This is a genomic window from Lysinibacillus sp. NPDC097162 (genome assembly GCF_044762185.1).
GTDB lineage: Bacteria > Bacillota > Bacilli > Bacillales_A > Planococcaceae > Lysinibacillus.
On the sequence record NZ_JBIWDT010000006.1, the window covers coordinates 116815 to 129498 of the forward strand.

The following is a 12684-nucleotide window of genomic DNA, read 5'->3' on the forward strand; positions in this document are numbered from 1 at the left end:
CGACAAAAACAAAAATCCGCATACACTTCTGCTACTAGCATGCATTAAAGCAATGTCTAAGCAGAAAGTATAGCGGATTTTTATAATTGCTATCGCTTATTAATCTAATTTTTGATAAATTTTCTCAACGCCTACGGTTTCTTTATATTTCGAAATAATAGCTTCACAGCGAAGTGTTTCCTTATCTCCTAAGCATAAAAAGCCATTTTGACTTAGGCTTTCATAAAATAAATGATGTACTTGGCTTTGTAATACAGGTGAAAAGTAAATTAATACATTTCGGCATATAATTACATGGAATTCATTAAACGATTGATCTGTCACTAAATTATGCTGTGCAAAAATAATGTTTTTCAATAGTTCAGGATGGAAATAGGCATATTGATAGTCTGTTTTATAGTATTCTGAAAAAGCATGGCTTCCGCCTGCAAGCATATAATTCGTTGTATATGCTTGCATTTTTTTGATTGAGAAAGCGCCTTTTTTTGCCTTCTCTAGCACATGCTCATTCATATCCGTTGCGTAAATCACCGCTCTATCTATTAGTCCCTCTTCCTGTAGTAAAATTGCCATTGAATATACTTCCTCACCTGTTGCACATCCTGCATGCCATATTCGGATTTCGGGGTACTGTTTTAAATAAGGAATGACTTCTTTACGGAAAGCTTTAAAAAAGCTAGGGTTTCGAAACATTTCCGTGACATTAATTGAAAAATCATTTAAAAGCTGCTCTAAAAAATCTTCTTCATGTATTACTTTTTCCAATACACGAGAAATCGTTGGAATATTATTAACCCTCATTCGATTGTATATTCTACGAGAAATAGAAGATTGATTATATTGTCGAAAATCAAAACCTGATAAACGATAGACTGCTTCGAGTAGTAACTCAATTTCCATATTCGAATGCTTATTCAATTGTTGCTTTAGCTCAAAATTCTGGAATTGATTATCCATACTTATTTTATCTCCCTTTAGAAACTAGCCATACGCGTAACACCGATACTAATTGATCTAAATTTAATGGCTTACTAATATAATCCGAAGCACCAGCTTCTAAAGATTTATCACGATCTGTTTTCATCGCTTTAGCAGTCAAAGCGATAATTGGCAAATCTGTAAGCTTCATTTTTGTTCGAATAATAGACATCGTCTCGTATCCATCCATATTCGGCATCATGATATCCATAAGAATAAGATCAATTTTGTTATTCGTCTCCATAATCTTTAAACATTCTAATCCATCTTTTGCAACGAGAATATTCATACCTCTATTTTCAAGTGCTGCTTTCAATGCATAAATATTTCGATAATCATCATCTACGATTAATATATTTTTCCCTTGGAACACTTCTACTTCGTGTAGAGAGACAATGTCGCTTTCATCCACTTGCTCCTGCACCTCTTCAACTACCTTAGGAGCTTCAAGAGTAGCCACTACTTCAACAACAGCAGAATCAATAGTCGTCGCCTCATTTACGCCATTAGGTAAACTTGGAATAGTAAGAGAGAAGCTACTGCCCTTTCCTTCTTCACTTTGTAATGAAACCCAGCCACCAAGTAATTTTGAAAATTCTCTACAAATAGATAAACCTAACCCTGTTCCACCATATTTTCTTACAGTAGCACCATCTGCTTGCTGGAATGATTCAAAGATTAGCTGGTGTTTGTCCTTTGGAATACCTATTCCTGTGTCAGACACTGTAATTTCGAGCCATTCTGAGCTTACATCTTGCATATTAGTTGTTAACTGTTCAAGGTCAAGCTGTTTAATATCTACACGCACATAACCCTGTTCCGTAAATTTTAGTGCATTTGATAATAAATTTTTTAAAACTTGCTGGAATCTCTTTTCATCTGTGTAGAAAATATCAGCAACATTTTCTGCCTTCACTATTTGCAACTCTAGATTTTTTTTCTTCGCTACTGGAGCAAAGATTTGCTCAATTTGTATCGGCATTTCACTCATGTTCACTTCATCGAAAATTATTTCAATTTTCCCAGCTTCAACTTTTGATATATCTAAAATATCATTAATTAATACGAGTAAGTCTTCACCAGATGAATGAATGACTCTTGCAAATTCCATCTCTTCTTCAGTTAAATTATTGTTGCCATTCTCCGATAACATTTCAGATAAAATTAAAATGCTATTTAACGGTGTTCGTAATTCATGAGACATATTAGCTAAAAATTGAGATTTATAATTAGAATGTAATACAAGTTGCTCAGAGCTGTCTTCCAATTCTTTTTTAGCTTTTTCTAATTCTTGTGTTTTAATTTCAGCATCTTTTGTTCTTTCCTCTAGCTGTTCATTAATCATTGTTAGTTCTTCTGTTTGCATTTGCAATTCTTCCGATTGCGTTTGTAGCTCTTCAGATTGAACTTGTAATTCCTCTGTCATAGCTCTAGATTCGTTTAGTAAACGTACAATTTCCATTCGACCTAAAATACTATTAACCGTTAAACCAAATGTTTCAATTATTTGATTCACTAATTCTTTCTGTAGCGCTGTGTAGCTAGTCATTGTTGCTAATTCAACGACAGCTATTACATCATCCTCAAATATGATTGGGAAGATAAAAATGCTCTTCGGTGGCGCCTCACCTAAGCCTGTTCCTATTAAACGATAATCTTTCGAAATATCATCGTTAATGAAAACTCGTTTTTCCTGCGCACATTGGCCAATTAAACCTTGTCCAATTTTAAATTTTTCAATCCCAATATTATCTCCAGCATCTGCAAAGGCTGCTTTTTTTACAAAATAGACATCGCTATTATGCATTTCCCGAACATAAAAAGCACCGAATGAAGACCCTGTCTTGTGCGACATTTCTGAAAGGAAAGTTTCAGCCAATTTCGTAATAGCTGAAATCCCTTGATATTTAGTGACAATTTCAGCGATATTAGCTTGCAACCATTCTCTTCGCTCAAATGTATCTAACAACTCATTTGTAGCAACTGCAAGGTCATTTATTTCGTCGTTTGTTTTGACATGAATTCTTGTTCGATAGTTACCCTTTGAAGCCGCCATTTCTTTAATTGTTTGTGTGACTTCTTTCATTGTTTTAACAATTGACCGCGAAATCCCACTAGCAATGGCGATTGAGATGAGAGATACGAGCACTAGAATACCAAACAAGCCTGATGTTAAATTACTATTTTTTTTGTCCAATAGCTTGGCCTTATTTTGTGTGAATACATTCTCATCTGAACGGAAAGCATCAAACTGATTTCGCATCGTTTCCATATCTTTACGACCAATGTCCACTTTGAAAAATTCATTTAATGCTTCCGTATTATTTTCTTTTTTAAATCTTATTGTCGGTTCGCCTGAAGTTGCAATCCAATGATCAATCGTCACTTTAATAGCATCTAACTTCTCTTGTTGGTTCCCCCTATCTTCTAACAACTGATACAATTCATTAAAATCGATCTTCCAATTTTCTTCGGCGTTATTGTACGGTTCTAAGTAGCTCGAATCACCGGTAATCATATAACCTCGTTGGCTCGATTCCATATCTAAAATATATTTTTCAATACGATTGGTAAGTGTTTGAACTTGAGCATCATATTTAATAATGTGATTCCTTTCCTGTTGTAGGGAAGTAATTTGATTGTTTAATATAATCACTGATGCAAGTAAACAAAGAATAATAACTACATAGCCGAGGGTAATTTTTGTACGTATACCCATTTTTATCTTTTTATACATTTAATCCCCCTACCTTTTACTGTCCTATAGTTATATTAACAGTATAATGGTGGAATTGAAATTGACAGGTTGACTTTACTTTGTTCAACTCTAGTTAATTTCCCTTGGATACCTATAGCTAAAACACACAGAGCAGCGAATTCATCAAATCTCCTTATTTTAAAATTTTTCTACAGCGTTCAAATTCAGAATTGTTTCAGTGCCTGGCACTTATTTATTAATAAGCTTTATATAATTTCATATACATCTTATAATGAACGATTTTGAAATAAGGGGAGAAAAACTGTGGACATATTTGTAAGACCAGGTGATTCACTGTGGTATTTCAGCGAGTTATATAAGATACCTCTTCAACTAATTATAGACTCCAACCAAAACATCAACCCTCAACGACTTCAAGTTGGACAACGCGTTCAAATTCCTGGATTTGTTACAACTAGTTATTCAATCAAACAAGGAGACACTTTGTGGCAAATTGCTCAAAGTCAAAATGTACAGCTCAATGCCATTTTGCTTGCCAATCCAGATGTTCATCCAAATCGACTGTACATTGGCCAAACAATTCAAGTCCCCCAAAGGCTCACTTGGCGCCTCGTAAACGGTAAACAAAATTACGACTACAACATTATGATAAATGATATTAAACAGCTACAAGCTGCCTATCCATTTCTTCAAAACACCTCCATTGGCAATTCCGTTTTACAGCTTCAAATGCCTGAGATTCTTATTGGTAAAGGCTCAAAGCGAATTCATTATAACGGTTCTTTTCATGCCAATGAATGGATTACTACGCCGATCATCATGACATTTCTAAACGATTACCTACTCTCACTAACAAATCAAACGACTATTCGAGGGCTTTCCACATTGCCTCTTTACGAGCAAACAACACTTTCTATCGTACCGATGGTTAACCCTGATGGTGTTAATTTAGTACTCCATGGCCCACCAGATAATGAAGCATTAAAAAATAAGCTCATTACTTGGAACAATGATAGTACCGATTTTTCTGGATGGAAGGCGAATATCAATGGTGTCGATTTAAATGACCAATTCCCAGCAAAATGGGAGCTAGAAAGTGCTCGTAACCCTCAATCACCAGGACCGCGAGATTATGGAGGAGAAGCACCGTTGACTCAACCTGAAGCTATCGCCATGGCCGATTTAACACGGAGAAGCAATTTTGCTTGGGTTTTAGCGTTTCATACACAAGGCAAAGTAATCTATTGGGGGTTTGAAAATCTTGAACCACCTGAATCACAAACGATGGTGGAGGAATTTAGTCGTGTAAGTGGTTATGAGCCTGTTAAATCAGCAAATAGCTATGCTGGCTATAAAGATTGGTTCATACAAGACTGGCGCAGACCCGGGTTCACTGTGGAGCTAGGTAGCGGTACGAACCCGCTCCCAATCAGTCAGTTTGATGACATTTACCAAGAAGCTTTAGGGATTTTTCTAGCAGGATTATATTTGTAATAATCCATACTTCTAAAAAGCCGATAATGCAGGATACTCATCCTGCATTATCGGTTTTTATATTTAAATTATGGAATAAAATTTTTTCTATAAAGTTCCAAATATTACTTTGACAGATAGAGTAATCTTTGTTAATATTACTCCATCAGATAGAGCAATAAAGATTAAGTAGGTGACTTATGGTTCGAAGTGACATTATCCGCGGACATTTGGATTCAATTATTTTACGGCTAATTTTAGAGAAGGATCGTTATGGCTATGAAATTTCCCAAGAAATAAGCGTCCGTACAAATAATCGTTTTCAAATTAAAGAAGCAACTTTATACGCAGTATTTCAACGTTTAGAAAAAAAGGAAGTAATTGAAGCCTATTATGGTGATGTATCACATGGAGGCAAAAGGAAGTATTACCGCATCACCTCGTTAGGCAAAGCTTATTTAAGCGAGCTTGTTAAAGAGTGGACAGAAGTGAAGGAAATTATCGACTTATTTATGGAGGGCTTAGAATGAAAAAAATCAAACATCATATTGATGAGCTATTTAAAGACATGCCACGCAATAATGAAACGGAAATGGTGAAACAGGAAATCATCGAAAATCTTGAAGAAAAAGTATTTTATTTAATGGAGCAAGGAAAAGAAGAAGAGGATGCAATCAATAAAGCAATCGTTGAATTCGGAGATATTGACGATCTAAAAAAAGAATTAGGCGTAAAAGCGCCGCCAGAAAAGAAAAGTATGGCGAAGTTAAATTTAGAATTTTCCTTATGGGGAAGTGGCTTAATAACAGCTTTCTTTATTTTTATCAATCTATACTACACACCAAATACAATTTGGGCAATCTATCCGATTTTCGCCATACTATGGTGGCCGCTTTCAATGTATTTCGTATGGTCACGTAAGAAATGGAGTGAGTAAAATGAAGCATTACATTAGTTTTTCTGTTGTCGGTAGTTTGATGACTATGCTGTTTTTAGGAATTGTCAATTATTCAACAACGCCAAACACGATATGGTTTATTTACCCTTGCTTATTGTTGTTGCTATGGCCGATTACTTTATATTTCATGTCAAAAAAACTATACAAACAGTACGCTGTAATTTGCAGCGCTATGGTCATTGCTTTCCTTATCATTGAAAATCTTTTGTATTCACCGCAGCATTTATGGTTCATATACGCCATATATCCGATTGTCTGGTGGCCTATTCTTATGTTTTTAGAAGAAAAAGCTAAATCCATGAACATAGCACTTATTGGCTGCGCAAGTACAATCATTTATTATTCAATAACAAATTTCATCATGTTCCCCCAATATCCTTGGGCAATCTACCCTGCATTTTTAGTTATATGGTGGCCCTTATCTCTATATCACGCTAAGAAGAAAACATTTGTTGCCTTCTCGGTGTATGCTAGCATTCACATCAGTATCTTTTTTATTATCGTCAACATCGTTTCCTCACCAGGCGTAATTTGGGCTATCTATCCAATCTTCTTAGTTCTTTGGTGGCCACTAAGTATGTATTTTTATGTTTATAAAAGAAGACTATATAAAAGCTCTACAATGTAAGGCATCGTGCAAGTGCTCACATAGTAGCCAGCCCTTATTTCAGTAAGGCAAAATACGTTTAAAGGGAATATACGTTATGTATAAAAAACAATTAGCCATTCTAAAAATTTTCGCCATGACCTTGCTCATGCTATTCACGACTGTTAACGGTGTTGTCTTTGCAACCGGTGATGTTACAGATAAAACTCTAGATATTGCTGCTATTAATGCGTTTATGGCAAAAGAAATCGATAGGCTGAACATTCCAGGTGCTTCACTTGCTATCGTTAAAGAAAATCATGTTGAATATTTGCAAGGGTATGGTATCTCTAGCCCAGATGGCACAAATATGACACCACAAACACCTATTGTTATTGGATCAGTTAGTAAATCATTTACAGCTCTTGCCATTATGCAGCTTGTAGAACAAGGGAAAATTCATTTAGATGATTTAGTATACAATGTGCTACCAGGATTCCAACTTGCAGATAAAGAGCAATCTAAAAAAATAACCATTCAACACTTACTAAACCAAACGAGCGGTCTTTCTACATATGATGGTCAAGTAGCGATATCGCAAGGAGATAAAACATTAAAAGAACATGTACAAAGCTTAGCAAATATAAAATTGTCATCACCTGTTGGTAAACACTACGAATATTCGAATTTAAATTATAGCATTTTAGGTGCAGTCATAGAGGAAGTTACAAATACCCCTTATAAAGCGTATATAGATGAATTTATATTTAAACCGCTTGAAATGAACAATAGCTATGCTGATCCAAAAGATGATATCAACAATACTATCGCACACGGCTATCAAACTGTATTCGGCATGAAGGTACCAACAGAGCAATTAATCCATGATGGCACCGTTCCTTCTGGTTACATTATTTCTAGCGCAGAAGATATGGCTAATTACATGATGGCACAATTGAATGAAGGTAAATTTAATGGAAAAAGCATTTTGTCAGCAAACGCAATGCATACTCTGCACCAACCATCCTCGTTCATTTCGCATGAAACTTATTATGCCATGGGCTGGGAAGTAAATAATGACGTCATCTCCCATAATGGATGGACAGAAAACACTTATGCAAAAGTGTTGTTAGATAGGCAATACGGTATTAGTCTTCAAATCAATGCTATGGATTATTTTAATTTAAATGAATATGATGCCATAGTTAGTGGCCTTAACAAACTTGTCCATCATGAACAACCTACTATATCTAATAGTAACCCTTTTATGAAATATATAATATTTGATTTGATATTCGTAATAATCATTCTGCTAATTGCTCGCTCGGTCTATAGAAATTTCAAACGTAACAAACAGAAAATATCAACCTTCCGTACAGTTCTTAATTGGTTGTCGCTAATGATATTTAATATTCTACTCCCTTTATTTATTTTAATTGGATTCCCCAAATTATTTGGGCCACTTTCTACGGTAACAATATTTGCTCCAGGCATTGGACATTTGTTATTTCTAATACCTATACTGCTTTTAATGGTGGGTGTCCTTATAGTAGGAAAACTATTGTTAAAGAAATCGAACGTAAGTGCAAAAACCTCACTTTGAATTTGAGAGTTATTTACTTAACATAAATCCTATACTTGCTATATAATTTAATTAGTAAATATTTTAATAGGCTGTGATCAAATGTTAAATAATAACCCAATGCAAAACGTAGAAGTGATAATGCGAGAAATGCTTGAAATACAACAAAAATCGATGATGTTTGTTAACCTGCTATCAGAAGGTGAAACATTATCACAAAACCAACTAATTCTACTTCTTCAGCTTAAAATTAATGGTGGTATGAAAGCAACTGAAATTGCGGATTTCTTTAGCGTAACCCCTGGTGCTGTTACGTCCATGTGCGATAAACTAGAAAAATTAAATTTATTACAACGAGTGAGAGAAAATGAAGATCGACGCGTCGTAAACATGATATTAACAAATGATGGAGAGACAAAAGTACATGAAATATTTTTGAAGTTTCCACAAGAAAAACTAGCCGAGATAGCAAAAGTGTTAATTGAGGTGAATAAATTAATGCAAAAGATTTTTTAGGATTTCAATAAATTTGAAATCCTTTTTTTATTGCCCTCGTTTTTTACATGCACAATAGGCAATTTTAGTTCTTGACAAAGTAAAGTGACATATATTTTAATTAATATATGTTTTAATAATTAAAATGTATATAAACTAAATTAAAGAGGTGATTACTATGTCAAATGAAGGGATACAGAGGCAACGTAGTATTACGCTTACGAGTGGCACTATTAATGATTTAGCACCTGACTGTGAACAATTAAAGATTCGCGGTGCTGTCACTTTACTTCAAGACGTTCGCTTAAAAACAATCTCCACCCATGGTCATAGCTCGTTCCATTCATGTGTTATGGCGCATGTTTTAAAAAATACAGGGTCTTGTATTATAAAGGATTATTGTGAAATTTCGGAAGTGACGACTGCGGGGAATTTAAAGATACGCAATGGACAAATAGCGACTATTAATAGCTCAGGGAAATTAACAATTGAGCAAAATTTACAAGCACAACAGTTTCACGCGATTGGCTTTGTTAAGGCTCAAGAAATACATGCAGCACATTTTCACTTAAAATTATCAGGAGCAAGTGAGATTGATCGGCTAATTGCCGAAGATATAACGATAGAGAAAGATAAATTATCGATTTCAATTGTTAGAAAAAAACTTCAGTGTAAATCGATAACAGGAAAACATTTGAATCTTTCCAATACAAATGCGGAGGTCGTTGAAGGAGATGTTGTTGTAGTGGGCAGTCATTGTACAATACAAACGCTTTATTACACAAAATGCTATACTATTTCTCCCAATGCGAAAGTGCAACAAATTATACAGAGGGTGCAACTATGAAGATGATACGTGGATTTTTTTGCTCGTTAGCACTAGTTGTCCTAACCGTCCTATATGTGGGGCTTGTTGTAAGTGCCTTAATAACAATACTTGCTGGTATTTTACGAACTGTAGGCATTGACCAAATTAAAATGAGTATTTGGCAAGGCGTAGATCTCCCGATCGTTTTCAGTATACCTTTAGCACTTGTTGTTTCTGGCATACTGTTCTATTGTTCACTTTATGTAAAACGTTCCATTACATTTTGTTTTTCGAAGCTAAAAATCTAGAACTATGCATGTTAAAGAGGTTCAAATCGTCCTTACTTTTGCTCGAACCTCTTCTTCCGCTATACTTACACTTTTAAATACTAATTATTACTTTCTTTAATTTGCAGTGCTTGTTTATTTGTTGCTATATAGATAGACATAAAGAGTGCAAACACAAGTCCGACTGCACCAAAAATGACTGCTACGAGCTGTAGTGAAAACCAGTCTGCCAATATTCCTAAACTAAACGTAAGTACAATTTGTATAACACTTTGAACAAGGCTAACAGAACTACCGAATCGTCCCATTAAATTTGGCGGAATATTTTTTTGATAGATAGTATCGTATCCAGTATTGCTGAATGCCATAAAAATTCCTAACGTGATAAAACAACACGTAGCAAACCAAATATTGCTTGATGCATAAAAGGCGGTATAGGAAACCATCGTACACGTAAGCCCAACCCCTACATAGGTAGCAATTGAAAATTTATGTACTAAAATCATTGCCAATAAACCACCAACAATAGCCCCAACGCCAGCAATACTTACTAGCACACCGTAAAGACTATCCGAAGCAGATAAAACTTTCTTTATAAAAGTCATTTCTTGTGAATCTAATGCAAAAGCAACCATTAGTGCAATTTGATAGGACATAAAAAATTTCAAGAAATTCCGTTGCTGCTTTATAAAAGTCCAAACCACTTTAAAATCATTTATTATTACACTCATTGTAAGCACTACACGCTTCTCTTCTACTTGCTCTTCTATATTCGGTAAACGCGAAATGACCCACGCACAAACAAAAAATGTCACGCTATTAATCCATATGGCGATACTTATATTAAAAACAGCAATAAGGACACCTGCGATGGCAGGACCTAACATAAAAGAACCTGAATTTAATGTGCCTAATAATGCGTTAAAACGTTGCTTATCTTCATCGCGTACGTATTTCGCAATATAATATGTACTACTTGGCCCGAAAAAACTACTCGCTATATTCGCTAAAAATAACAAGCTATAGATGAGCCAGATAGACGTTATAAATGGCATAAGGAAAACAATAATTCCGCGTATAACATCCATTGCGATCATTATCTTTCTTTTGTTCGACCGATCAATAATTGAGCCTGCCACAAAATTGGTCAGTATACGGGCAATCGGACCAACAATAAAGATACCCGCAACTGCTGTCGCAGAATAAGTTAAATGCCAAACCATTAAATTTAAAGCGACAAGGTAAATCCAATTGCCAAGATATGAAAAGCCGAATCCCCCTAATAACATCCCATATTTTCGAATCATCGCCATAGCAATCCCTCCTTTTTAATATTTTACCATTTCCTTCTAGCTTGGTATTAAGTAAATTAAATTGCACTTTTTTATTTATCCTTGCAAAACTGCTGCCTTACACACGTGAAATTCATTACAAGATTATATCTAAGAGTTTCATGAAATCATTCTATGTTGCTTTTCATTCACTTTTCTTACTATAAAACTATACAAGAAAGGTGGTGCTTCAATCGTGGGCGAACAGCTTTTATTCAGTACAGTTTTTATTGCAGGGATACTATCCTTCCTTTCCCCCTGCATAGTCCCTTTACTACCTGTTTACTTTTCAGTACTTTCAACCAATGAGCGTGGTGTCGCTATACAACACAGCTGGGCTTTAGGTAAATGGCAAGTGAATCCACATTTAATTTTTAAGACGCTTCTTTTTGTTTTTGGTCTCTCTACAAGCTTTGTCATCTTAGGATTTGGCGCCGGTTTTCTTGGTGCGTTTATTAATAAAGACTGGTTTATCGCCGTATGCGGTGTAGTAGTCGTGTTGCTCGGCCTCCATCAAATAGGTCTTTTGAAGTTAGCAGTGCTCCATAAAGAAACCAAAGTACAACTGAAAAGAAGCGATAAACGTGATTTACTTGGTACCTATTTATTGGGTCTTACGTTTAGTATGGGCTGGACACCTTGTATCGGGCCTATTTTAGGGGCGGTATTAGGAATATCAGCTAGCGAGGGACAGGCCACTTATGGGGCACTTATGATGTTTTTTTATGCGCTCGGGCTATTAATCCCCTTTTTACTTCTTGCTATTTTCTCTGATTTACTATTACAACATGTGAAAAAAATGAATAAGCATATAGGGAAAATCAAAATTGCCGGTGGGATTATCATTATTTTTATGGGAATTGTCTTAATGACAAATAATTTAAATCTGTTACTTACGTTCATTCCACAATAAGAAAGGAGACTTAACATGTACAATTTTAAACTGCTCCTTGTCATGTTAGCAGCAGTGTTTCTTTTAGGGGCATGCACGGGGGATTCGACATCCTCAACGAAAGCAGCAGCTAAAAATGAAGGGACTATCGCTCCAAACTTCGAATTAGTTGATACGAAGGGCGATACCTACAATCTTGCTGACTATAAAGGCAAAAAAGTGTATGTGAAATTTTGGGCCTCTTGGTGCTCCATTTGCTTAGCAGGCTTAGAAGAATTAAATACACTAGCTGGGGAAGAGCAGGATTTTGTTGTCTTAAGCATCGTATCACCCAATTTCAATAATGAAAAAAAGAGTGATGCATTTATTAAATGGTTTAACGGTGTTGAAGGAACATCCAATATTAAAGTGCTATTAGATGAAGATGGTGCAATTGCGAAACAATACAATATACGAGCCTATCCAACATCGTCCTATATCGGCTCAGATGGTCAACTCATTCAAACACTGCCTGGCCATGTAAGTAATCCACAAATTATTGAGAAATTTAAAAGTATCCAATAATAAAGGGAGGT

General features: G+C 35.3%; 13 protein-coding genes. 10 read left to right on the forward strand and 3 right to left on the reverse strand.

Annotated features, from left to right (window positions below; genetic code table 11):
* Nucleotides 1-99: 99 nt before the first annotated feature.
* Both ACIQXW_RS20045 and ACIQXW_RS20050 read right to left on the reverse strand, forming a co-directional pair.
* The gene (locus tag ACIQXW_RS20045) at nt 100-957 is read right to left on the reverse strand and encodes a CheR family methyltransferase (RefSeq protein ID WP_402764951.1); all 858 of its coding nucleotides are present in this window, start codon (nt 955-957) and stop codon (nt 100-102) included.
* 7 nt (nt 958-964) lie between these two features.
* The gene (locus tag ACIQXW_RS20050; protein ID WP_402764954.1) at nt 965-3715 is read right to left on the reverse strand and encodes an ATP-binding protein; all 2751 of its coding nucleotides are present in this window, start codon (nt 3713-3715) and stop codon (nt 965-967) included.
* 285 nt (nt 3716-4000) lie between these two features.
* Between ACIQXW_RS20050 and ACIQXW_RS20055 the strand changes: the two genes are divergently transcribed.
* The 8 genes from ACIQXW_RS20055 (at nt 4001) to ACIQXW_RS20090 (ending at nt 9907) form a co-directional block, all read left to right on the forward strand.
* On the forward strand, nt 4001-5191 hold the full coding sequence (locus ACIQXW_RS20055) for a M14 family metallopeptidase (protein WP_402764957.1): 1191 nt from the start codon (nt 4001-4003) through the stop codon (nt 5189-5191).
* Between the two features lie 179 nt (nt 5192-5370).
* Nucleotides 5371-5700, forward strand: coding sequence for a PadR family transcriptional regulator (locus ACIQXW_RS20060; protein WP_340821646.1), 330 nt, complete (start codon nt 5371-5373; stop codon nt 5698-5700).
* Entirely contained in the window at nt 5697-6107 is a 411-nt protein-coding gene (locus ACIQXW_RS20065; protein ID WP_340821645.1) for a permease prefix domain 1-containing protein, read from the forward strand. Before ACIQXW_RS20060 ends, ACIQXW_RS20065 begins: the two co-directional genes overlap by 4 nt.
* 1 nt (nt 6108) lies before the next feature.
* A complete protein-coding gene (locus tag ACIQXW_RS20070) occupies nt 6109-6756 on the forward strand; it encodes a hypothetical protein (RefSeq protein ID WP_402764961.1) in 648 nt (215 codons plus the stop codon).
* Nucleotides 6757-6832: 76 nt separating this feature from the next.
* Nucleotides 6833-8317, forward strand: a complete 1485-nt coding sequence (locus tag ACIQXW_RS20075) for a serine hydrolase domain-containing protein (protein ID WP_402764964.1) — start codon at nt 6833-6835, stop codon at nt 8315-8317.
* 81 nt (nt 8318-8398) lie between these two features.
* Nucleotides 8399-8812 (forward strand): MarR family winged helix-turn-helix transcriptional regulator, encoded by a 414-nt coding sequence (locus ACIQXW_RS20080; protein ID WP_402764967.1) that lies wholly within the window; start codon nt 8399-8401, stop codon nt 8810-8812.
* 157 nt (nt 8813-8969) lie between these two features.
* The gene (locus ACIQXW_RS20085; RefSeq protein ID WP_402764970.1) at nt 8970-9638 is read left to right on the forward strand and encodes a hypothetical protein; all 669 of its coding nucleotides are present in this window, start codon (nt 8970-8972) and stop codon (nt 9636-9638) included.
* Nucleotides 9635-9907: a hypothetical protein gene (locus ACIQXW_RS20090; protein ID WP_402764973.1), complete on the forward strand. Its 273-nt coding sequence runs from the start codon at nt 9635-9637 to the stop codon at nt 9905-9907. The genes ACIQXW_RS20085 and ACIQXW_RS20090 overlap by 4 nt, the downstream gene beginning before the upstream one ends.
* A gap of 80 nt (nt 9908-9987) precedes the next feature.
* Here the strand turns inward: ACIQXW_RS20090 and ACIQXW_RS20095 are convergent, their stop codons facing one another.
* The gene (locus tag ACIQXW_RS20095; protein ID WP_340821638.1) at nt 9988-11199 is read right to left on the reverse strand and encodes an MFS transporter; all 1212 of its coding nucleotides are present in this window, start codon (nt 11197-11199) and stop codon (nt 9988-9990) included.
* A gap of 214 nt (nt 11200-11413) precedes the next feature.
* Here ACIQXW_RS20095 and ACIQXW_RS20100 point away from each other — a divergent pair, with 214 nt between their 5' ends.
* Complete coding sequence (locus tag ACIQXW_RS20100; protein ID WP_402764976.1) at nt 11414-12130, forward strand: cytochrome c biogenesis CcdA family protein; 717 nt, start codon at nt 11414-11416, stop codon at nt 12128-12130.
* Between the two features lie 15 nt (nt 12131-12145).
* The gene (locus ACIQXW_RS20105; RefSeq protein WP_340821635.1) at nt 12146-12673 is read left to right on the forward strand and encodes a redoxin family protein; all 528 of its coding nucleotides are present in this window, start codon (nt 12146-12148) and stop codon (nt 12671-12673) included.
* Nucleotides 12674-12684: the final 11 nt, after the last annotated feature.

What these genes read in the sequence shown, in the direction of transcription:
- ACIQXW_RS20045 (WP_402764951.1), bottom strand. Translation starts at nt 957, where the DNA reads ATGGATAATCAATTCCAGAATTTTGAGCTAAAGCAACAATTGAATAAG.
- ACIQXW_RS20050 (WP_402764954.1), bottom strand. Translation starts at nt 3,715, where the DNA reads ATGTATAAAAAGATAAAAATGGGTATACGTACAAAAATTACCCTCGGC.
- ACIQXW_RS20060 (WP_340821646.1), top strand. Translation starts at nt 5,371, where the DNA reads ATGGTTCGAAGTGACATTATCCGCGGACATTTGGATTCAATTATTTTA.
- ACIQXW_RS20065 (WP_340821645.1), top strand. Translation starts at nt 5,697, where the DNA reads ATGAAAAAAATCAAACATCATATTGATGAGCTATTTAAAGACATGCCA.
- ACIQXW_RS20070 (WP_402764961.1), top strand. Translation starts at nt 6,109, where the DNA reads ATGAAGCATTACATTAGTTTTTCTGTTGTCGGTAGTTTGATGACTATG.
- ACIQXW_RS20075 (WP_402764964.1), top strand. Translation starts at nt 6,833, where the DNA reads ATGTATAAAAAACAATTAGCCATTCTAAAAATTTTCGCCATGACCTTG.
- ACIQXW_RS20080 (WP_402764967.1), top strand. Translation starts at nt 8,399, where the DNA reads ATGTTAAATAATAACCCAATGCAAAACGTAGAAGTGATAATGCGAGAA.
- ACIQXW_RS20085 (WP_402764970.1), top strand. Translation starts at nt 8,970, where the DNA reads ATGTCAAATGAAGGGATACAGAGGCAACGTAGTATTACGCTTACGAGT.
- ACIQXW_RS20090 (WP_402764973.1), top strand. Translation starts at nt 9,635, where the DNA reads ATGAAGATGATACGTGGATTTTTTTGCTCGTTAGCACTAGTTGTCCTA.
- ACIQXW_RS20095 (WP_340821638.1), bottom strand. Translation starts at nt 11,199, where the DNA reads ATGGCGATGATTCGAAAATATGGGATGTTATTAGGGGGATTCGGCTTT.
- ACIQXW_RS20105 (WP_340821635.1), top strand. Translation starts at nt 12,146, where the DNA reads ATGTACAATTTTAAACTGCTCCTTGTCATGTTAGCAGCAGTGTTTCTT.